The sequence below is a fragment of the Streptococcus sp. 20925_1_22 genome (assembly GCF_041431685.1).
Lineage (GTDB): Bacteria > Bacillota > Bacilli > Lactobacillales > Streptococcaceae > Streptococcus.
The window spans coordinates 66404-85643 of sequence record NZ_JAPVYE010000006.1 but is presented as its reverse complement, the minus strand read 5'-3'; the positions used below and the strand labels follow the sequence as shown (position 1 = coordinate 85643).

At 43.0% G+C, this 19240-nt stretch carries 21 protein-coding genes; 4 read left to right on the top strand and 17 right to left on the bottom strand.

What is annotated here, in order from left to right:
• Nucleotides 1-132: 132 nt before the first annotated feature.
• From O3621_RS09660 to O3621_RS09610, 11 genes are all read right to left on the bottom strand, one after another.
• Nucleotides 133-624, bottom strand: coding sequence for a flavodoxin family protein (locus tag O3621_RS09660; protein WP_268697694.1), 492 nt, complete (start codon nucleotides 622-624; stop codon nucleotides 133-135).
• A 74-nt stretch (nucleotides 625-698) separates the two neighbouring features.
• On the bottom strand, nucleotides 699-1418 hold the full coding sequence (gene budA, locus O3621_RS09655; RefSeq protein WP_002925212.1) for an acetolactate decarboxylase: 720 nt from the start codon (nucleotides 1416-1418) through the stop codon (nucleotides 699-701).
• The gene (locus O3621_RS09650) at nucleotides 1387-1572 is read right to left on the bottom strand and encodes a hypothetical protein (protein WP_145959617.1); all 186 of its coding nucleotides are present in this window, start codon (nucleotides 1570-1572) and stop codon (nucleotides 1387-1389) included. The genes budA and O3621_RS09650 overlap by 32 nt, the downstream gene beginning before the upstream one ends.
• A complete protein-coding gene (locus O3621_RS09645) occupies nucleotides 1559-2788 on the bottom strand; it encodes a tetratricopeptide repeat protein (RefSeq protein ID WP_002925213.1) in 1230 nt (409 codons plus the stop codon). The genes O3621_RS09650 and O3621_RS09645 overlap by 14 nt, the downstream gene beginning before the upstream one ends.
• Nucleotides 2775-3953 (bottom strand): AI-2E family transporter, encoded by a 1179-nt coding sequence (locus O3621_RS09640; RefSeq protein ID WP_002895838.1) that lies wholly within the window; start codon nucleotides 3951-3953, stop codon nucleotides 2775-2777. The genes O3621_RS09645 and O3621_RS09640 overlap by 14 nt, the downstream gene beginning before the upstream one ends.
• A gap of 170 nt (nucleotides 3954-4123) precedes the next feature.
• Nucleotides 4124-5497, bottom strand: a complete 1374-nt coding sequence (locus tag O3621_RS09635; RefSeq protein ID WP_371514102.1) for a sensor histidine kinase — start codon at nucleotides 5495-5497, stop codon at nucleotides 4124-4126.
• Nucleotides 5494-6150, bottom strand: a complete 657-nt coding sequence (locus tag O3621_RS09630; protein WP_002900619.1) for a response regulator transcription factor — start codon at nucleotides 6148-6150, stop codon at nucleotides 5494-5496. Before O3621_RS09630 ends, O3621_RS09635 begins: the two co-directional genes overlap by 4 nt.
• A gap of 21 nt (nucleotides 6151-6171) precedes the next feature.
• On the bottom strand, nucleotides 6172-7326 hold the full coding sequence (locus O3621_RS09625) for an ABC transporter permease (protein WP_371514106.1): 1155 nt from the start codon (nucleotides 7324-7326) through the stop codon (nucleotides 6172-6174).
• Nucleotides 7327-7401: 75 nt separating this feature from the next.
• Complete coding sequence (locus O3621_RS09620; RefSeq protein ID WP_002895848.1) at nucleotides 7402-8076, bottom strand: ABC transporter ATP-binding protein; 675 nt, start codon at nucleotides 8074-8076, stop codon at nucleotides 7402-7404.
• Nucleotides 8063-9328, bottom strand: coding sequence for an efflux RND transporter periplasmic adaptor subunit (locus O3621_RS09615; RefSeq protein ID WP_371514101.1), 1266 nt, complete (start codon nucleotides 9326-9328; stop codon nucleotides 8063-8065). The genes O3621_RS09620 and O3621_RS09615 overlap by 14 nt, the downstream gene beginning before the upstream one ends.
• Nucleotides 9329-9356: 28 nt before the next feature.
• Complete coding sequence (locus O3621_RS09610) at nucleotides 9357-9629, bottom strand: hypothetical protein (RefSeq protein ID WP_002895853.1); 273 nt, start codon at nucleotides 9627-9629, stop codon at nucleotides 9357-9359.
• 241 nt (nucleotides 9630-9870) lie between these two features.
• On the opposite strand from O3621_RS09610, the gene O3621_RS09605 reads away from it, so the two are divergent.
• Both O3621_RS09605 and O3621_RS09600 read left to right on the top strand, forming a co-directional pair.
• Nucleotides 9871-10881, top strand: coding sequence for a lactonase family protein (locus tag O3621_RS09605; RefSeq protein ID WP_371514100.1), 1011 nt, complete (start codon nucleotides 9871-9873; stop codon nucleotides 10879-10881).
• 68 nt (nucleotides 10882-10949) lie between these two features.
• Nucleotides 10950-11141, top strand: coding sequence for a hypothetical protein (locus O3621_RS09600; RefSeq protein WP_371514099.1), 192 nt, complete (start codon nucleotides 10950-10952; stop codon nucleotides 11139-11141).
• A gap of 47 nt (nucleotides 11142-11188) precedes the next feature.
• Here O3621_RS09600 and mgtE read toward each other — a convergent pair whose 3' ends face one another.
• From mgtE to eno, 3 genes are read right to left on the bottom strand one after another with little or no spacing between them, the layout of a single operon-like run.
• On the bottom strand, nucleotides 11189-12529 hold the full coding sequence (gene mgtE, locus O3621_RS09595; protein ID WP_371514098.1) for a magnesium transporter: 1341 nt from the start codon (nucleotides 12527-12529) through the stop codon (nucleotides 11189-11191).
• Nucleotides 12530-12588: 59 nt separating this feature from the next.
• On the bottom strand, nucleotides 12589-13218 hold the full coding sequence (locus tag O3621_RS09590) for an HAD family hydrolase (RefSeq protein ID WP_371514097.1): 630 nt from the start codon (nucleotides 13216-13218) through the stop codon (nucleotides 12589-12591).
• Between the two features lie 56 nt (nucleotides 13219-13274).
• Nucleotides 13275-14579, bottom strand: a complete 1305-nt coding sequence (gene eno, locus O3621_RS09585) for a surface-displayed alpha-enolase (RefSeq protein ID WP_002897814.1) — start codon at nucleotides 14577-14579, stop codon at nucleotides 13275-13277.
• 208 nt (nucleotides 14580-14787) lie between these two features.
• Here eno and O3621_RS09580 point away from each other — a divergent pair, with 208 nt between their 5' ends.
• Nucleotides 14788-15237, top strand: a complete 450-nt coding sequence (locus tag O3621_RS09580; protein WP_371514096.1) for a DUF1694 domain-containing protein — start codon at nucleotides 14788-14790, stop codon at nucleotides 15235-15237.
• A gap of 1 nt (nucleotide 15238) precedes the next feature.
• Nucleotides 15239-15577, top strand: coding sequence for a nuclear transport factor 2 family protein (locus tag O3621_RS09575; RefSeq protein WP_311154266.1), 339 nt, complete (start codon nucleotides 15239-15241; stop codon nucleotides 15575-15577).
• Here O3621_RS09575 and O3621_RS09570 read toward each other — a convergent pair.
• From O3621_RS09570 to ezrA, 3 genes are all read right to left on the bottom strand, one after another.
• Complete coding sequence (locus O3621_RS09570; RefSeq protein ID WP_371514095.1) at nucleotides 15574-16692, bottom strand: glycerate kinase; 1119 nt, start codon at nucleotides 16690-16692, stop codon at nucleotides 15574-15576. The genes O3621_RS09575 and O3621_RS09570 overlap by 4 nt on opposite strands.
• A gap of 9 nt (nucleotides 16693-16701) precedes the next feature.
• Entirely contained in the window at nucleotides 16702-17349 is a 648-nt protein-coding gene (gene serB / locus O3621_RS09565) for a phosphoserine phosphatase SerB (RefSeq protein WP_314449834.1), read from the bottom strand.
• Nucleotides 17350-17499: 150 nt separating this feature from the next.
• Nucleotides 17500-19224, bottom strand: coding sequence for a septation ring formation regulator EzrA (gene ezrA, locus O3621_RS09560; RefSeq protein ID WP_314449833.1), 1725 nt, complete (start codon nucleotides 19222-19224; stop codon nucleotides 17500-17502).
• Nucleotides 19225-19240 lie beyond the last annotated feature (16 nt).

The window sequence follows — 19240 nt, the reverse complement described above, 5'->3', positions numbered from 1 at the left end:
ACAACATTTATATTTAGTTAGCCATGGATATGACTGTAGTTGAGGGCTATTGTGTCCAAAAATGGACACATAAAAAAAAGGCTCCATTTTTAAAGCAAAATAAAGAAGATCCGCAAACGAATCTTCTCACTTTTAACCTTCTGATAAAACCTTATCTAATTTTTCCTGCAGGGCTGCTAATTCCCAACCTTCGATTTCTTTTAGCTTATGATTGGTCACTGCCAGCCCCTCATATTTGAGTCCGCAGTTCCGGCAAAAGCGGCTCATCACGTAGTCCAGCATTTCAATTTCTTTGCTAGGCTGAGAACCTTGCAAGAGCAAGAATACCTTTTTGCCCTTAAGTGCTTCCTGCGGCTCATGCACATCAGCCACTCGGTCCAACAGAGTTTTTAGCAAGCCTGAAAAAGACCACCAATAAATAGGACTGGTAAATACCAAAACATCGGCTTGGCTCAGCTGCTCATAGACTTGAAAGAACTGATCGTTTTCTGCCGACTGGCCATATTGCTCAATATGGTAATCCACTAATTGAAGAGCCTCATAATCTCTATCTCGCAGAAAAAAGTGCCCCAGCTTAAAACTATTGCCATTCCTATTTGGGCTGGCGTTTACCAAACAAATCATAGCTTCACTTCTCCTCTATTCTTTTTCCAATTATATCAAAAAAAGAGGCAGCAAACAATGCTAGCCCCTGCTATTTATTCCGACTTTTCCATATCTTCTTTCATCTCATCCATATTAAACTTAGCAAAGAGATACTTGCGATCTTGTACCGGGAAACGCTGATCCAGCTGGTCTACAGCACCCAACTCGATGACACCTTCCTTGATGACAAAGTCCATAACATGTCCGCCAAAAGTCAGATCATCCGATACAAAATGCAGATGGTAGCCTGCCAAACTGACTCCGTGGAAAATCTCAGGCGTCCAGATACCAACGATGGTGCCTGTGACATTTTCCTTACGATACTCAGGCTGGTTAACCGCTACTTCCGCAAACTTCCGTTCTGTCGTAGACTTGGGAATCATCCGAACATGCATGCGGGCGAAATCGCCATGAATCTTGATAGAGCGGAAAAGATTTTCGCCATCATAATAAGACTCAATCCGCTTTTCCAGCTCCTTGTCATCCATCTCAAAGCGCTGACGGAAAATGACCTCCGCCTGATGGGGAACAACTGCCGCGTAAGGTACTGTCATATCTGGTGACACCTCAACCACTTCCGGCACTTCTCCAGAGCCCTTTGCTTGGTAAGCCTTACCATCGAGAATAATAAGCTCACCATCAATAGAGTCCAGTGTTCCCAAGCCCAAATCTCCATACTGAAGCAGCTCTCCAACAGTCATACTGCCATCGTAAAGACCAGCCATCAAAGCTCCCAAAGTATTATATTGAAATAATTTGATTGGTTCTGCCATTCTTTTTCCTTAATCTTTCTCTTCCTAAAAATATTATTGCCCATCCAGCTAAGCTTTTTTCATCTTTATTACAGTGGCTTACTGAATTTCTACGCCAATCATTATACCATAAATCTCGGGAAATGGCTGATCGAGTGCTTTTATAAGCTTTCATAAAGCTCCTGCATACTCCCATCATCAGGTATCAATCTCAGGTAAGAAGCAGCAGCCCTTTTAGCTTCTTCAAATCGGCCTAGTTCTCGTAAAAGATAGACATACTGCTCCAGAAACTCTGGATTGTCTTGCAATTCGCGAGCCAGTTGATTATAGAGTTCTTCTGCTTTTTCCAGATTTTCCAAAGCCTGATAAGCACGCGCCAGATTCCAGCGGGTCAAGGCGTTATCGACTTCTTGCTCAGCAAATTCTAAAATATCCTCATAGCGTTCCTGCTCCAAGTAAAGAGTAGTCAGTCGCAAGGCAATCTCTTCCAAATCATCCGCATCTTCCTGAGCCTGCAAAAGATAATTTTCAGCAGCTTTCTCATCATGAAGTTCATAAGAAAGCTGTGAGGCTAAAAGCAAGAGTCGAGTCTCAAAAGGATTCTTAGCCAAGCCCTGCTGGGCAAGAGTCAAGGCTTCAGCCGTCCGATGCTCCGCATGAAGAGACAGGGCATAGCCATATTCGTAGCCTTCAAAATCCGGCGAAAGAGTATCTAATTGCTTAAAATAAAGATTGGCCTTCTGGTATTCTTCTTGATCCGCTAAAATAGTCGCCAACTCATAAACCGTAGCATCGTCGTATTCCAGCTCAACTGCTTTCTCCAAAAACTCAATAGCAGCTGCAAATTTTCCAAGGCTGGCATAACAGACCCCAATCCGCTGATAAGTTGAGACGCCTGTCTGCTCAAAGATTGTACGATTGTCCAGCTGGGCGTATTCCTTAATCGCCTGTGAAAAATCCCCCAGCTCCAAATCTATCTCAGCCAGACCAAAGGTTACCAAAGGCTCATCAGTCAGCTCTGCTGCCTGAGCTAATTTTTCACGTGCTACATCAGGCAGCCCCTCTAGCTGATAGAGGTCAGCCTTAGCCAAGAGAGCAGCCACATACCAGTCACTGTCTGGCTGAATCTCCTCCAGATAGGTAAAAGCCTGCTCCAAGTCCCCATCATCGCTGGCAATAGCTGCCAGACTGATATAAGAAGCTGGATAGTCAGGGGCCAATTTTTCAAAAATACGCTTGGCCTGAGGGAAAAAGCCGATACTCTCTAAGTAATCGGCCAAGTCCAATAATTCTTCTTCGCTGTCTGTAGTCAGGGCTTGCTCGAAATAGCGGTCAGCCAGAGCTAGGTCCTGCTCCTGTAAAGCCGCCAACATTTGCTCACTCTTGCTCACTGATTTCTCCTTCTTGTTCAAAATCGGCTTCGTAGAGGCCACTTACTTTCTGATACCACTTAAAGATGGCTGCAATAGCTACCTTGGCCGAAGCATAGGCAGGAATTCCCAGGAAAACGCCCCAAATGCCAAACATGGTACCAGAAGTCAATAATACGAATAAAATCGTAATTGGATGAATGCTGAGCTGACTGCCCAAGACCAAAGGAGAAACAAAACGCCCCTCGATTGTCTGCTCAACGATGAAAACGACAATGACTTTAGCCAGCATCACTGGACCGCCAGCAATCAAACCGATTGCCAGAGCTGGAAGCATAGCCAAAAAGCTGCCCAGATAAGGTACCAGATTGAGAACGCCGGCAATTACTCCAAGAGTGACACCATAGCGCAGACCAATAATCTTGAAGAAAACAATAAACATCAGAGCTACAATGATAGCAACCGTCACCTGACCTCGCACATAATTAGCCAACTGGCTGTTGATATCCGTCATCACTTGACCAAAGGATTCGCGGAATTTAGTTGGCAGAAACTGGGTCACATAGCCTTTCAGATTTTTCCCATCTCTCAGCAGGTAAAAAAGGATAAATGGCATGATGATAATAGCCACGATAATCTGCGAAGTTGTACTAATCAAGTTCCCTGCCCAATTAACTGCCCGCGATGAAAAATTGCTGGCCCAATCGGTAATCTGACTAGACAGATTGCTAGTGTATTCCTCAATCTGCGGCTTGAAATCTGCCGAAATATACTTGGTCACGACATCATCGATGAACTTGTCAGCCTGCTTCAGATAAGCTGGAACATTTCTGACAAAAGCCATGACCTGATGCTGCAAGCTAGGAATAGCAACAGCCAAGCCCCAGATAATCAAAAAAGCAATTAAAACAAAGACAATGGTAATAGCAACCAGTCGATTAATCTTATGCTTTTCCATCCAGTCGACAATCGGATTTAGCAGATAATAAAGCAGGCCAGCTAAAATAACCGGCAGCATGATTACTCCCAAAAATTCAATGACTGGACTAAAAATAAAACTGATTTTACTAAGTATAAAAATATTCAGTCCCATCAAAAGGGTTACTAAAAATACTGTAATGGCCTTGTTATCTAAAAACCATTTAAAAAACCAAGATAGGCTAAAATCTTTTTCTTTGTGCTCCATATTCTCCTCCTTTAACTTGTCATTTCATTGTAACATTTTTCAGAGAAAAATTCTCTGCTCAGCTATAGGGAAAAGCAAAAAAAGAGAGGAGCCAGAAAACTTGTATTTTTCGCAAAATACAGCTTCTGACTTCTCTCTTCTGCTCCTACAGGACCAGCTAGAATGCAAGGCTATTTCTCGACAGCTGACAGAGAAATGCTAAAGCGCATCTTCCGCCCATCAACGGCTTCAAACTGATATCGCAGACCATGCTTATCCAAAATCTGCTGAACGATAAAGAGTCCCAGACCAGTTCCGCCATCCTTGCGATTGCGACTGTAGTCTGGCCGATAGAAAGGCTGAAAAATCTGCTGAATTTGGTCTTTGTTCAAAACTCGTTCCGCCTCATTTTCGATGACTAGCTTACGCTCTTCCAGCCTAAGTAGAATCTGTCCACCTTCTACTGTATAATGAAAGGCATTGTCCAGCAAATTTTTGATAGCCTTGAGCAGATAGGTGCGGTTCCCCTTGACCTTCGCTTCTGCCAGCTCGACCTGAAAATGGTAGTGTCTGACATCTGCTAAAACTCGATAGGTGCTCAGATTTTCCTCCAAGACCTGCTTGAGTGAAAAGACTTCCTGTTCGGTTTCAGTCTTCATCTCCAGTTTAGAAATGGCTAAGATAGACTGGACTAACTCAGACTGCTCCTCTAGGATTTCTCGGCACTTCTGCAAGTACTTGTCTCGATCCTTGAACTCTCCTACTCCATAGATCATGCCATCAACCATCCCCATCATGCTGGTAATGGGTGTCTTGAGCTCATGCGATGTCATCCGTAAGAACTCAGCCTTTTCCCGCTCGCTTTCTGCAACCTTTTCATTTTCTAGGCGCAGAGCCTCAATACTGGTCAGTAGATTGGCATAGAGATGATTGATGTCTTGGGCCAGTTCGGCAATCTCATCGCGCCCCTTGACCTGACAGGTCACATCTGGAGCCAGACTCGTCATTTGACGGGTGCTTTTAGAGATGGCTTTAATCCGCTGACTAGAAGTCCGGCTATAGAGATAGGCAGCCAGACCACCCAGACTCAGAGATACGATCAAGACAAATGGATAGAGATTGAGCAAAATCCGACTTGCATCAGAAACCGGCTGTAAGGAATATTCCCCTCTCAGGACAACTTCTTTACCATCAGAAGTTCGAAAACTTTCTGATAAACTCTTGCTCTCATAGTCGCTGTTGGCAATCGTTGGAACGATAGTTAGCTGCAGAGAACTTTCATCGCCAGCTTCGAGTGAGGGATAGAGAATAGTATTATCTTTCGCCAGCAAGGTAAACCAAATCAGATTGCTCTTTTTACTATAATCACTCAACAGCTCGCCGATTTGCTGACTGGACTTTCCCTTAACCTGCTTGGAAACTTGGTCAAATTCTCTCTTAGCTTCTCCACTCTTAACCTGCTGATAATACACCGGCATGGCAAAGTAAAGACTGGCTAGAACGATAGTCACCACCACGAAAATGATAGACGAGGTCAAGAGAAAGTTCTTTTTGACAATTTTCACTTGTCTTCTCCTCCAAGCTGATAGCCCATACCTGTAATAGTTTTCAGCGGCACACCCGGAATCTTTTTGCGGATATTCTTTATATGATTATCCAGTACCCGACTATCCAGCTCACTGTAACCCCAAATGGTATTCATCAGCTGATCTCGGGTCACCAAATGCCCCTTCCTCTTAGCCAGAGTCTGCAAGATTTCATATTCTTTCTTGGTCAGAGGCATCTTCTCACCCTGCCAGTAAACCGTGCAGTCATCAATAGAAACCGTCAAATCTCCAACAGCAATCTCTGAAGCAACTGTATTTCTGCGCAAAATATTCTCAATCCGTTTGACCAAGATTAGCGGTGAAAAAGGCTTGGTGACATAATCACTGATGAGGTGATTAAAGCTGACCAGCTGGGTATACTCGTCATCCAGAGCTGTCAGAATCATGACCGGAATCTGAGAAGTCTTGCGGATTTCCTTCAACACTTCCAGACCGCTCTTGGTCGGTAGCATCATATCTAAGATGACCAGATCGAAGGGCTCTTCTTCAAAAGCCTGTAAGGCCTCGCCTCCGTCAAATACTGGCCTCACCTCATACTGACTTTCCTTTAAAAACTCGCAAATAACTTGATTAATCGTCGTATCATCTTCCACCACTAGAATCTTGTGCATACTTAGATTTTTCTCCTTTACCTATTCAAATCGCAGGGCTTCGATCGGATCCAGCTTAGATGCTTTCACAGCTGGCAGGAGCCCAAATACTACTCCTATTATACAACAAAAGAGCAAACTTACAAAGACAGAAAAGAGGGATAAAATATACGGATAGGCCAGAGACTGGGTGATTGCAAAGCCAGAGGCGATACCAGCCACCACGCCAATAATTCCTCCCATCAGAGTCAGGATAACTGCCTCAATCAGGAACTGCTTGAGAATGATCTTCCGCCTAGCTCCCAAAGCCTTTTTAATCCCGATTTCACGAGTCCGCTCTGTCACTGAAACCAGCATGATATTCATAACACCGATACCTCCGACTAGGAGGGAGATACTGGCAATACCTGCTAGCAAGACGAAGTTAGACTTGTTGAGATTGTCCAGCTGCCGTTCAAATTCCTGTAGGTTGAGCACACCAAACATATAGTCCGACGGTGGCATTTGCTGATTGAGATAATCACTGACCTTCTTGGCTATCTTCTTCAAATCATCAGCCTTGTGGGTTTGGACAGTCACTTCAGGACTGACATTAATGGTATCAAAAATCCGATGCCACTGCTGCAGGGGAATATAGGCCACCTTTTCCGCACCAGCTGTTAAGCCACTCTGCTCAGTCGACTCAAACACGCCAATGACCTTAAAGGGATTGCCCAAGACTTCAACATATTTGCCGATACCATCACCCTTTGGAAAAAGACTGTCATAAAGGGACTTTTCCAGATAGGTCACCTGCTCTTGATTTTTAAAAGCTTCTGAGTCAAATCCTTCACCTTCTAGCAGACGTTGCTGCTTGATGTCAGCGGCTGTCTGCGAAACAGCCTGAATCTTCCCAGATGACTTTTGGCTCAGGTAGTAAATCTTCTCATCTGTACCATAGGTCAGCAGAGCATTCTTGACCCCGGAGATCTCCTTAATCTTGCTCAACACATCCTCTCCCATAAAGGGAATATAAGAAGGCTTCTGAGCTTGAGATTTCTCTGGAATGGTTGGATCGATGGCGCTTTTCTTGTCATAGACAACCTTGATTGTGTTATTGTTTCCGCCAATGAGCTGACGCTTGGTATTCTCCGTATTTCCCTCAATGATAGAAAAGATAGCGATGATAGCGCCTATCCCGATGATAATCCCCAACATGGTCAGCATAGAGCGCATTTTATGCGACAAGATTGAATTCAGAGCTACAAAAATATCTTCCATACAGCTTCCTTTCTATCCTATCGCTTTGCTCTCTATATTACCATCCCGCAGGATAACCGTCTGCTTGCAGAGTTGGGCTACTTCCGGCTCATGGGTAATGATGACAATGGTCTTTCCCTCATCATTAAACTGCTTAAATAGGTCCATAATCTGCACACTGGTCTTGGTATCCAGAGCCCCCGTTGGTTCGTCACCAAGGATGAAGCTGGGATTGGTTACCAAGGCTCGCGCAATGGCTACCCGCTGCTTTTGACCACCGGACAGCTCCATAGGCTTGAAATCACTTCTTTCTTCCAGGCCAACTAATCGCAGCATTTCCAGAGCCCGCTCCCGTCTCTCTTTTTTAGGAATTTTCATGTAAGTCAGAGGCAGTTCCACATTTTGACAGGCCGTCAGCTTGGGCATGAGGTTAAAATTTTGAAAAACAAAGCCAATCTTCTGATTACGCAAATCGGACAGCTGATTGTCGGACAGTTCAGACACATCGGTCCCTTCAATATGATAAGTCCCAGAACTTGCCTTATCCAGACAGCCGATAATGTTCATCAGTGTGGACTTACCAGATCCAGACGGTCCCATGATAGCCAGAAAATCCCCCTCTTTCACATGCAGATCAATTCCTTTTAAAATCGGAAATTCCTGACTGCCCTGCTGATAAGATTTGTGGATATCCTTAAGCTTTAACATGCTGTCCTACCTCCATCCCTTCTTCCATACCTGCTCTCGGTGTTGAAATGGTATCCTGCATAGTCAGACCTTCTGTAATCTCTACTAAACGGTCAGAAACTTTCTTGGTCTTGACTTCCTGCATTTTCAGAGTCTTGCCCTCTACCTTCCAGACATAGGTCTTGCCATTTTTACTGAAAGTATAAGCCTTATTGACAACTACCTTTCCTGCCTCAGGAGCATTCTCCACGATATTAACATAGGAATGGGAGCCCACCAGCGGCATTTCACCACCCTGATCCAGCTCAACTGTATAAGGATACTTACCTTGGTTGGGATTTTCCTGTTGCTTATTCCCACCATTATTATTGGAAGTATTTTCTGCAGTCAGACTGCCGACCTGAGTTACCGTACCACTCCAGCGTTTCTTAGGATCCTTGCGATCCACCACTTCCACTTTCTGGCCAACACTCAGCTTCTCACGGTCAAATTCACTGACAGTCCCTTTGACCAGAGTTTTAGACTTGTCCATAATCTCAATAAAGTTTTCTTCTTCCTTTTTGGCCTTGGACTGATTGGGCAAATCTTCATTCATAGAGGTAATTGTTCCTGCTGTATCTGCAGTCACAGTATCATACTTCATCCGGTCTGATTCTGTCTGGGCTGTTACCTGAGCCTTTTCAGCCTCAATCTGAGCTGTCGTTACTTCATTATCCGCAGTCTTGGCATCGCTCAGCGCCTGAGCCAGCTCGTCTTCAGCAGACTTAATCTGCTCCAGCAATGACTCATCCTGACTGGAATTATATTTGTCCTTGAGAGCATTGAGACTGGCCAACTTGCGATTATAGGTTTCCCATTTAATCGCAGCGCTGTTTTGAGCAGCTGTAATGCCATTAGCTTTGGACTGGGCATCATATTGAGCCGACTGGGCTGTCAATTGTTGCTCTGTCGCATAGGAAAAGAGCGGCTGTCCTTGTGTAACTGTATCACCATTTTTGACAAATACTTCCTTGACTTCCCCCTTAGAAGGGTCAATCTTGACCTTACTGCTATTGTTGGCAACTACTTCCCCAGATAAAACCAGGCTTGTTTTTTTACTGTTATTGACAGCTTCTTGGACCGTCAGCGAATCAATCGTCTTATCTACCATTTTCATGGCCTGTTGTTGATTGATCTGTCTAAAATACAGATAGCCTCCCAGTCCAGCACAAGCAAGAATGACCGTGCTGCCCAATAGAATGGTCTTACGATTCATTTTTTTTCTTCGAAACATATTGCCTCCAACCTACATGTTTTAATCTTTATTCAGCTTCTGAGCTAGATCCTGATCCATCTTCTGGAATTTCCTCACCATCTGCTGGGATTTGGATAACGTTCCCATCAGGCATTGTGTATTCTGTCACTTCTTTGCCATCTACTGTCTTGGTCTTCTTATCAACAGCATCCTTCTGGAAGTCTACTTGTTTCCCATCCTTAATTTCTGAGTTATCTGCTTCTTTATTTCCGCATGCGGCTAAAAAGAATCCTGACATTCCGATAAGAGCAACGAGCATAGCAATTTTTTTAACGTTCATTTGATTTCTCCTTTGTTTAGCAAGCAGGAACTTTGTTGTTTCCTGACAGTAATTGTTTTTTTGAACAATTCTATTCTAACAAAGCCATCTATCCCCTTCCTACCCACTATCTGTTTTTTATCTGTTTTTTCGAATCAATACTATTCTTTTGAAAATCAAGCATATCCTTCGCTCTCAGGCCTATTATCTGCTTTTATGATATAATAGTAGCAAGCAATTTAAATATACACGAGGTAATGTCATGACACAAACAGTTTACTTTGGAACCTATACTCGCAGAGATTCCAAGGGAATTTACAAGGCAGATTTTAATTCTAACAAAGGAACTTTAGAAAACTTAACCTTGGTTGCTGAAGAGCCCAGTCCAACCTACCTAGCCTTTGACAAGGCTGGGCATCTCTATTCTGTTGGAGCAAAGGACGGACAGGGGGGGATTGCAGCCTTTGACCAGGCAGGTCAGCTCCTCAACCATGTCGTTGAAGAAGGGGCTCCGCTTTGCTATGTGGCAGTTGACGAAGAACGTGACTTGGTTTACGGTGCCAATTATCATAAGGGACAAGTCTTGGTCTACAGACGACTGGCTGATGGCAGACTGGAACTGGCTGACTCAGCTAGCCATCAAGGTCAAGGACCACACGCTAATCAGGCCTCTGCTCATGTCCACTATGCTGACCTTACACCAGATCAATACCTGATCTCCTGCGACTTGGGAACTGATGAAGTCACCACATATGATGTTTCTGAAGACGGAAAGATTGCTCCTCTGAACACCTACAAGTGTGCCGCTGGAGCTGGTGCCCGCCATATCGTTTTCCACCATCATTATAAAATCGCCTATTTAATCTGTGAGCTTAATTCTACTATTGAAGTCCTAATTTACGATGGAGTCGGCCATTTTGAACACCTGCAAACCGTCTCCACCTTGCCAGAGGACTTTGAAGGAGCCAATGGAACTGCTGCTATCCGTCTGTCTGCTGATGGCAAGTTCCTCTACGGTTCCAACCGCGGCCATGACTCTCTTGCCGTTTATAAAATCTTAGCTGACGGCAGTTTGGAGTTAATCCATATTGCGCCTACCAATGGTCAAAATCCACGAGATTTCAACATCACACCGGATCAAAACCATATCATCGCTGTCCATCAAGACTCTGACAATGCAACCATTTTCAAACGCGATGCAGAGAGTGGAAAATTAACAGAAATCTCCAGCGATTTCTATGTTCCTGAAGCTGTTTGCGTGACTTTTAAATAAGCAGATTTCTTGTCTTTCTACTAGAAATTTGATTAAATAATATAAAAAATTACTAAGGAGCAACAACTATGAATCCAGTAGATTTATTTAACCAAGTAAAAGAAATGATTGAAAAGAAAGACTTTGAGGGCGCTAAAAAGTTTATCGAAGAAAACAAAGACAAACTCGGAGAATACCTAGAACAAGCCCAAAAATTAGTAGCTGGAAATGAAATGGCCAGCGGTGCTATTGATAAAGTTAAAGGTTTGTTTGACAACTAAGAAAACAAAAACGCTTGAAAAATCAAGCGTTTTTTGTGTATCATTTTTTATACAATCAATGGTAAGAAAATTTGTGCTAAGCCTAGAAAAGCTAGATAACCTAACACATCTGTTGCCGTGGTAATGAAAATGGTCGAAGCTAGAGCTGGATCCTGATTCAGTGTCTTGATAATCAGCGGTACAAAGTAACCAAATAGAGCACCACATGCTAGATTGATCATCATAGCCAATACAACAATCACAGACAGATAGAAATTTTGATAGAAGACAAACATGACAATCGCTGCAATCAAGCCTGTAAAGAAACCATTAACCAAAGCTAACACGATTTCTTTGAATACTAAATTCCGATCTTCTTTCAGATCCAGTTTCCCCAAGGCAATTCCCTGGATAACTAAAGCAAGTGTCTGAGAGGCAGAATTTCCGCCCATTCCTGTGATAATAGGACTAATCGCTGCTAATGCTACAACTTTTGAAATCGTATCATCAAAAAGTGCTACTGTTGCAGAAGCTAGAAAGGCTGTTACTAGGTTAATCATCAACCAAGGTAAGCGTTTCTTGAGTGATTCTTTAAAAGGTCCTCCAATTTCTTCGCTTTCTTGGACACCACCCATCCGCAAGATATCTTCTTGATACTCTTCCTGCAAAACATCGACGATATCGTCAATTGTGATGATTCCTAGCAATACCTGCCGATGATTGACGACCGGTACGACAGATAAATTATATTTGGCAGAAAGCTGTGCCACTTCCTCTTGGTCAACCTCTGGCGTTACACTCACTATCTGAGTATTCATAAATTCACTGAGTTTCATCTCCGCATCATGAATAAACAAATCACGGATATCAATCCAGCCAACTAGCGAATGATGCACATTTCTAATAAATAAGGTATCAATAACTTCCGTATTGGGCGAAATCTCCCTCAATTTATTGAGAGTTGCTGAGACGGTCAGATTTTCATTTAAGGTGATGAATTCTGTCGTCATCAGACCACCAGCTGTCTGAGGATCGTAAGCCAACATAGCTTTCAAATTCTCTTGACTGGTATTTTTCATCATACTTAGGTATTGCTTACGCAAGTCCACACTCAAGTAACCCAAAATATCTACCACATCATCATCTGGCATAAGATGAAAAAGAGTGCTGGTACGTTTGAAAGAAATCGATTGGATAATCTGCCTTTGCAAGTCTGGTTCGGCTTCTTTTAAAATCTCTACCAATTGATCATCACTAGCCATTTCCGTAAAGGTTTTGAGGAGATTCCCTTCCTCATCCTCCAAGGCTTCCAAAGAAAGAGCAATATCAATGGGATAGTAATCGTCAAATATCTGATTGAAAACTTCCCTATCCTGTGATAGTAAGACCTGATTTAATAATTCTTCCATTGTACTCCTCCTTCCACTTTGCTAGTATACCATAAAAGACTGATTTTGATACAAGAAAGCTATAAAATCTTCAGTAAATCACTCACTTTTTCAACCATGTAGTCACAAGGGAACGCAGGAATTTCTTGATTATATTTTCCTAAACCTTGTCGAATCCAGATTGTTGTCATTCCTAGCTTTTTAGCAGGAATCATATCATTGTCAATACGATCTCCAACGTAAATAGCTTCCTGTGGAGAAATACCTGCTTTTTCCAAAGCGTATTCAAAAATAGCTAGATCAGGTTTACTGAATCCAACATCAGCAGAACCTACTACTACTCCAAAATAAGAGCCTAGTTCAAATCGTTCTAAACGCTCTGCTAGATTTTCTTGCTGATTGGCAATGATGCCGAGGCGATAAGATTTGCTCAATTCTCCCAAAACAGTTGCTACATCTTGAAAGAGAATATCTGTTGTATGATCCCATTTGGGACGTGAAAGAGCACTCGGTGCAAAGAAAGTCCATGTCTCCTTAACAGGATCTTTATTTTCCTTAGCAAAAGCTATCATTTTAGCCTTAAATTCCTCAAGAGATAAAGTATGCCCAGCCTCACACAGAACTTCTATGCAATGTTCTCGGAAAAGATGATAGGTCTCCCTTTCATCAATTAGGGTTGACCCTAAATCAAAAAATATCCATTGTTTCATCTTTCTACCCCAAAAAAGCTAGGACTTAGTCCTAGCTCCTCTTATATCTTGTTAGATTATTTTTTCAAGTTATAGAAAGCTTGAAGACCTTTGTATTGAGCAACTTCACCAAGTTGATCTTCGATACGAAGCAATTGGTTGTATTTAGCAATACGGTCTGTACGTGAAAGTGAACCAGTCTTGATTTGACCTGCGTTAGTTGCAACTGCGATGTCAGCGATTGTTGAATCTTCAGTTTCACCTGAACGGTGTGATACAACTGCAGTGTAACCAGCTTCTTTAGCCATTTCAATCGCTTCAAAAGTTTCAGTAAGAGTACCGATTTGGTTAACTTTGATAAGGATTGAGTTAGCAGCACCTTCTTTGATACCACGTGCAAGGTAGTCAGTGTTTGTTACGAAGAAGTCGTCACCAACAAGTTGTACTTTCTTACCAAGACGTTCAGTAAGAGCTTTCCAACCATCCCAGTCATTTTCATCCATACCATCTTCGATAGTGATGATTGGGTATTTGTTAACCAACTCTTCAAGGTAGTCGATTTGTTCTGCAGATGTACGAACAGCAGCGCCTTCACCTTCAAATTTAGTGTAGTCGTATACTTTACGTTCTTTATCGTAGAATTCTGATGATGCACAGTCAAATCCGATAAATACATCTTTACCTGGAACATAACCAGCAGCTTCGATAGCAGCGATGATAGTTTCTACACCATCTTCAGTTCCTTCAAAGCGAGGAGCGAATCCACCTTCGTCACCAACGGCAGTTTCCAAACCGCGAGATTTAAGGATTTTCTTAAGAGCGTGGAAGATTTCAGCACCGTAACGAAGAGCTTCTTTGAATGTTGGAGCACCAACTGGCAAGATCATGAACTCTTGGAATGCGATTGGAGCATCTGAGTGAGATCCACCGTTGATGATGTTCATCATTGGAGTTGGAAGAACTTTAGTGTTGAAACCGCCAAGGTAACTGTAAAGTGGCACTTCAAGGTAGTCAGCAGCAGCACGAGCTACAGCGATAGACACACCAAGGATTGCGTTCGCACCCAATTTACCTTTGTTAGGAGTACCGTCCAAAGCGATCATTGCACGGTCGATGGCTTGTTGGTCACGAACATCGTAACCGATAATAGCTTCAGCGATAACATTGTTTACATTATCAACTGCTTTTTGTGTACCAAGACCACCGTAACGAGATTTGTCGCCATCACGAAGTTCAACTGCTTCGTGCTCACCTGTAGAAGCTCCTGAAGGAACCATACCACGTCCGAAAGCACCTGATTCAGTATAAACTTCTACTTCAAGTGTTGGGTTACCGCGTGAGTCTAGGACTTCGCGAGCGTAAACATCAGTAATAATTGACATTTCTTACTCTCCTTATTATTTAAAATTATTTACTAGTCTATGATACCTCAAAAACGCTTTTTTTTCAAGGAAAAATAGAGAATCTAAGCAAATTTGAGAATTTTTGCACAAGAAAGCGATTCCAAATTTATTATATAAATGTTTTTCCAGCGAATCAGAAAGAAGATTCGACCTTTTAGAATTTCTCCTTTTATGATACAATTTTATTATGACTGATATTAATAAAGTAATCATGGAAAAAACTCAGGGCGGAGTCAAGCTCAACCCTGATGAACAGCGTAGATTTTTAGGTACTTTTGAGGAGCGAGTGCTGGCTTCCTGCTCTATTGAGCAAGCTAACAGCTCTCTCATTCGCAGTCATTTCAAGGAAATGCTCAGCAGCATTATCAAAAACTGCCAACCAGTAATTGTCAAAATTTCCCCAGAAGTCGAGTCTAGCAATCAAATCTTTTATCTAAAAGCCTCTAAGGAGCTAGGCTGCGAAGCCACTATCGTCTCTAGCGATTACCAGTCTTCTCCTTTTGGACTGATTGTCCATAGCGACCATCTTGTCCAAGTAGATGACAAGGACATGAGCCAACAGTTTGCTAGCCTCCTTCAGCCAGCAGAAAAACAAGTAAAAGAAAAGCGCTCCCTGTGGAAAAAATGGTTTGGGTAAGATGACAAATTTAGAAAAACTTTTTGCCTTTTTTGAAGCTGAAAATCAGCGCGATTGGCACACCTATCAGACCTTTCTTTCTGATCATGTTAGTTGGGAATTAGAGGGTGACACAATCGAAATCATCAAAGGCAAAGCGGACTACCTGACTAAAATTCAAAAAGTCTACCATAACAACCCCGTCCAATTTTCTTGCACTCATTATCAGCTTAGTCCCGACCAGAATCGGATTGTGACCCTTCTAGAAAATGACGTTGGTGACCTTTCTTGTGACATCTTCTTCTTTGAAAAGGGCATGATTGTAAAAGAAATTGAATATCTACTAAAAAAAGCGGACTAACCGCTTTTTTTCATTTTTAGTACATTGCCAATATTTCTTGCTGTGCGAATCAAATTTTGCTCCGCTTGCTCTAGAATCCTATCCAACCTATCCGCTCGCGCAATAATCGGAAAAGCTGCCTGGATATTCTCAACTGGGAAATCCGGTAAATCATCAGCCAGGCTACCGCAAATCGCCAGTACAGGGATGCCTTCTGGTGTTCGTCTTGCGACCCCGATCGGTGCCTTGCCCGCCAAGGACTGACGATCCATCCGCCCTTCGCCAACTACGACCAAGTCCGCTTCTTTAACTCTTTCATCAAAATCCAGTAAATCTAGACAGGTTTCAATACCCGAAACGATTTTTCCTCCGGCAAAAGCAAGCAGTCCTGCTGCCATTCCGCCTCCGGCTCCGGCTCCCTCCATATCAATCACCTGAGGAGCGACCAACTGATAGAAGCTTGCCATGGCTTGGTCTACTTGAGAAAAGAGTAGGGGAGCTAGACCTTTCTGTCCTCCGAAAACAGTTGTCGCACCTCGCTCTCCGCAGAGAGGATTGTCTACATCCGTCAAAATCTCAATCTCAACTTCCTTCAAGAAAGCAGGAACCTGCTCAGCTGAAATTCGAGCGACTTTTCCCAAAGACGAGCCAATGGGGCGCAGTCTATGATTATCCGCATCGAAAAATTCATAGCCAAGGCCCGCTGCCAGCCCAATTCCACCGTCATTGCTAGCTGAGCCCCCAACACCAACTAAAATCTTTCTGACACCGTCTTCAGCCAGGTGCAAAATCAATTCTCCCAACCCTTTGGTCTCTATGGCCAAGGGATTTCGTTTTTCCTGCGGAATAGATGCGAGTCCAACCAAATCAGCCATTTCAAAAAGCGCTTGCTGACCATTTCTGGCGTAGGGCATTTTTACTGGCTGGCCAAAGGGTCCGGTTACAGTGTGGTAAAATTCAGCCCAGCCCAAGGCTGCTGTCAGCGCAGCCATTGTCCCCTCTCCGCCGTCACCGACCGGCAGCAAGTCAAAGCTGGCATCTGGCAAGGCCTGAGAAAAGCCTGTCTGAAGAGCTTGAGCAACCTGAGCAGCTGACAAACTTTCCTTGAAAGAATCCGGCGCAATTAGAATATGCATGCCTCTCTCCTATTCTTTTCTATTGTCTAAAAGATCAATGACCCGATAGAGATTGCATTCCTGAATCTGATAAGGTGCCTGTTCTCGCACGATCGGCTTGGCCATAAAGGCAATTCCCATCCCAGCTGCCTGAATCATAGGCAGATCATTGGCACCATCCCCCATAGCAATTGTTTGATTTAATTCCAACTTATTTTCAGCTGCCCATGCTTTTAACATGGCAAGCTTTGTATCCTTAGTGACAATCTCTCCTAAGACTTGGCCTGTTAAAAAGCCCTGCTGGATTTCCAAACGATTGGCCTTGACGTAGTCAATTCCAAGCTGCTCAGCCAGTCTGTCCACCGTCTCATGAAAACCACCTGACACCAAGCCTACTTTATAACCACGTTTATGCAGCTCCTTGACCAAGTCCTTGGCTCCCGGAGTGAAGTGAATCTTTTCAGCAATTTGAGCAAAAATATCCTCTGGCAGGCATTTTAAAAGGGCAACCCGCTCACGTAAGGCAGCTTCAAAGTCCAACTCTCCTCGCATGGCACGCTCGGTAATATCCGCAACCTGAGCTCCTACACCTGCCTCCTCACCTAGCAGGTCAATCCCTTCTTCCATGATTAAGGTGCTATCTACATCCATGACCAACAAGCCTTTGACTGTTTTCATCATCCGACCTCATTCTTTCTATTTTTTTGTATTATACAGGAAATTCTATTTCAAAACAAGCTGGGAAAAATTGAAGTCTCAGAATCCTTGTTACTGATTGTTCTCTAGCGTTCTCTTTGTAAAAGAAAAAAGTTCCCGAAGGAACTTCTTTTAAAAACGAATATTCTCGCGTGTTTTTTCGTAGGATGTGACAAAACGCTCTGTCACACCTGGCTCGACAAGATCCAAAGCTTTTGAAATGATTTCCAAGGATTGAGCATAGTCGTAGTCATGTTCAAAGACATATAAGGACTTGTTGAAAGCTGCTTGTACGTTATCATCAAAGGAACGATAGCGGTTTGAATACTGCAGCAACTGCTCAGTCAAGGTAGCATCTTGGACGATACGATAGGTTTCTTCTTCCAATTGCTCCATATCATTCCCTAGAATTTCCAGCCAACGGTTAACCGATTCGATATTGACTCGTGTAGCTTCCAACTCCTTCACCAACTCTTCAATATTGTTGCTGGTTGAGAAGAAAATTTCTAAGAAAGAATCTGGAATACCTGGCAAATTGCGTTTTTCCATATATCTCTTAATGGTATGCAATTTGTTAGCATAGATATTGACTTTCTGGCGAGCGTTGGCATCATCTTTTTCAATCTCTGCCAGTGCCTCACCAAGAGAAATCTGCTCATCTTCGATTTCTTTCAAACGCTCTTGGATAGCTTCCAACTCTTCCTGAACCACAGAATAAGCTTGCTTGGTTTCAGAAGAATCTTCTACCGCGCTAAGCACCACATCTTCTTGGGCAGAAAGCTCAGCCTGCAACTCCTTGACATGAGAAGTTTCCGTATCAGAGAGAAGGAAGGTTTGAGATAAACGTTCTATCTCTTTTTGGAGTTGCTGGTTGTTTTCCTTTGTATGAGCCAGATAGCTAGGCAAGTTTTTAATCAGCTTCTCCACTACTTTATGGGCTTCAATTTCCCGCGTAAAAATTTCATAGAGAGCGTTAATCTCTTCTTGCGCCTGCTCATTTTCATACTCAGCATTATCCAGCTCCAGGGCTGAAATATTGTCTTCGTTGCGTTTGAGACTTGCATGAAGCTGCTGGAAGCGAGACTCTATATCTGTTTCGATAAAGTGATAACCAGATTCCAAGAGCTTACGATGACCAGATTCTAAGTCTTCCAACTGATCTGGCAATTTCACAGTCAACTCTTCGACAATGGCAGGAACTTTCTCAACGATATGTGTCAGAGCAAGAATATGATCCTCTGCCTTATCCAAGATTTCAGCCGCCTCAACCGGGTCACCTGAAGAATTAAGGGTCACAAACTGAGAAAACTCTGACTGGATATTTTCCAGCTGTTTTTCAATCTCAGCTAAGGCTTGTCCATACGAGTCCGCATTCTCCGCCACCTGAGTTTGCAGTTTTTCAAACAAATCCAAGGCATGGAGCACACGGCCGCTGTTCTTAGACTCTTGCTCTTTAAGATCTTCCAAGGCAGCACGAATCATCTTGATATCTTCGTCAATCAAATCAATCTGACTCTCAATATTACCGATAGCATGCTTGGCTTTTATGAAACGGAAAGAATTATTGTAACCTTCTGCTTCAAATAGATTGTTTTCGATATCAGCAAATGAATTTAAGGACAGGTCTACCCATTTTTGATTCCATTCACGGAAGGCTACCTGACTCTGCCCAATCAAATGCATATTTTTTACTTCTTCAACTTCATCATTTACCGGGAGATTATAGAGTGCTTCTTTTCTCTCCTCCAAATTTTGAAGTAAAGCTTCATTTCTCTTTCTCATCAGAACTGCAGTACCATAGCCGACAACCAAAAGCAGAGCTACCACAGCAACGAGAATAACTAGTCCAATAGACATATAGAACTCCTTCACA

What these genes read in the sequence shown, in the direction of transcription:
- O3621_RS09660 (WP_268697694.1), bottom strand. Translation starts at nt 624, where the DNA reads ATGATTTGTTTGGTAAACGCCAGCCCAAATAGGAATGGCAATAGTTTT.
- budA (WP_002925212.1), bottom strand. Translation starts at nt 1,418, where the DNA reads ATGGCAGAACCAATCAAATTATTTCAATATAATACTTTGGGAGCTTTG.
- O3621_RS09650 (WP_145959617.1), bottom strand. Translation starts at nt 1,572, where the DNA reads ATGAAAGCTTATAAAAGCACTCGATCAGCCATTTCCCGAGATTTATGG.
- O3621_RS09640 (WP_002895838.1), bottom strand. Translation starts at nt 3,953, where the DNA reads ATGGAGCACAAAGAAAAAGATTTTAGCCTATCTTGGTTTTTTAAATGG.
- O3621_RS09630 (WP_002900619.1), bottom strand. Translation starts at nt 6,150, where the DNA reads ATGCACAAGATTCTAGTGGTGGAAGATGATACGACGATTAATCAAGTT.
- O3621_RS09625 (WP_371514106.1), bottom strand. Translation starts at nt 7,326, where the DNA reads ATGTTGGGGATTATCATCGGGATAGGCGCTATCATCGCTATCTTTTCT.
- O3621_RS09620 (WP_002895848.1), bottom strand. Translation starts at nt 8,076, where the DNA reads ATGTTAAAGCTTAAGGATATCCACAAATCTTATCAGCAGGGCAGTCAG.
- O3621_RS09615 (WP_371514101.1), bottom strand. Translation starts at nt 9,328, where the DNA reads ATGTTTCGAAGAAAAAAAATGAATCGTAAGACCATTCTATTGGGCAGC.
- O3621_RS09610 (WP_002895853.1), bottom strand. Translation starts at nt 9,629, where the DNA reads ATGAACGTTAAAAAAATTGCTATGCTCGTTGCTCTTATCGGAATGTCA.
- O3621_RS09605 (WP_371514100.1), top strand. Translation starts at nt 9,871, where the DNA reads ATGACACAAACAGTTTACTTTGGAACCTATACTCGCAGAGATTCCAAG.
- O3621_RS09600 (WP_371514099.1), top strand. Translation starts at nt 10,950, where the DNA reads ATGAATCCAGTAGATTTATTTAACCAAGTAAAAGAAATGATTGAAAAG.
- mgtE (WP_371514098.1), bottom strand. Translation starts at nt 12,529, where the DNA reads ATGGAAGAATTATTAAATCAGGTCTTACTATCACAGGATAGGGAAGTT.
- O3621_RS09590 (WP_371514097.1), bottom strand. Translation starts at nt 13,218, where the DNA reads ATGAAACAATGGATATTTTTTGATTTAGGGTCAACCCTAATTGATGAA.
- eno (WP_002897814.1), bottom strand. Translation starts at nt 14,579, where the DNA reads ATGTCAATTATTACTGATGTTTACGCTCGCGAAGTCCTAGACTCACGC.
- O3621_RS09580 (WP_371514096.1), top strand. Translation starts at nt 14,788, where the DNA reads ATGACTGATATTAATAAAGTAATCATGGAAAAAACTCAGGGCGGAGTC.
- O3621_RS09575 (WP_311154266.1), top strand. Translation starts at nt 15,239, where the DNA reads ATGACAAATTTAGAAAAACTTTTTGCCTTTTTTGAAGCTGAAAATCAG.
- O3621_RS09570 (WP_371514095.1), bottom strand. Translation starts at nt 16,692, where the DNA reads ATGCATATTCTAATTGCGCCGGATTCTTTCAAGGAAAGTTTGTCAGCT.
- serB (WP_314449834.1), bottom strand. Translation starts at nt 17,349, where the DNA reads ATGAAAACAGTCAAAGGCTTGTTGGTCATGGATGTAGATAGCACCTTA.
- ezrA (WP_314449833.1), bottom strand. Translation starts at nt 19,224, where the DNA reads ATGTCTATTGGACTAGTTATTCTCGTTGCTGTGGTAGCTCTGCTTTTG.